1 protein-coding gene is annotated in these 540 nt (G+C 41.9%); it reads right to left on the minus strand.

Going from position 1 to position 540, the window contains the following annotated elements:
• Positions 1-322, minus strand: a 322-nt coding sequence (locus R8N49_RS29840; RefSeq protein WP_318190795.1) for a LysE family translocator, incomplete at its 3' end; no start/stop codon positions are given.
• Between the last annotated feature and the right edge of the window lie 218 nt (positions 323-540).

Below are 540 nucleotides of genomic sequence, written 5' to 3' on the forward strand. Positions count from 1 at the left end.
TCTTATTTTTTTGATCAAGCTCTGGAGCAGATGAAGCTTCTGCTCTCAAGCAATCCCAACCCATTTTAAGTAGGTACGCACCACCTAAAAGGTGAAGTACTTTGAGTGCCACAGGGCTCATCGCAATCAGGGTTGAAACCCCCATCGCAGCAAGTAAAGTAAGGATAAGGCCAGACGTCGCGTTCCCCAGACTGGCAAATAGGCCAACCTTTTTACCGTAGCTCATACTTGAGCTCGCAATCAGCAACATATCAGGGCCAGGCAAAAGCAATAAGGCGATAACCGCCGTGAGATAAATAGGAAGTACAGCTAAATCGATCATGATGGAACAGGTTTTCTACAACAAGGCGGCGAATCTTATACCAATAAATCAAACTCGACCAGATTAAATACCTTTAAATGTAGCCATATTTAGAAAGGATAAATCACCAATTCACTCATATAAAAACAATTAACCTTTTTAACGATACCGAATAGCAATTTTGTACAAAAATAAGGACGATGGATACGTTACACTCGTATGACGGACTTCTCGAGCAG

This window comes from Vibrio sp. 1978 (assembly GCF_033344345.1).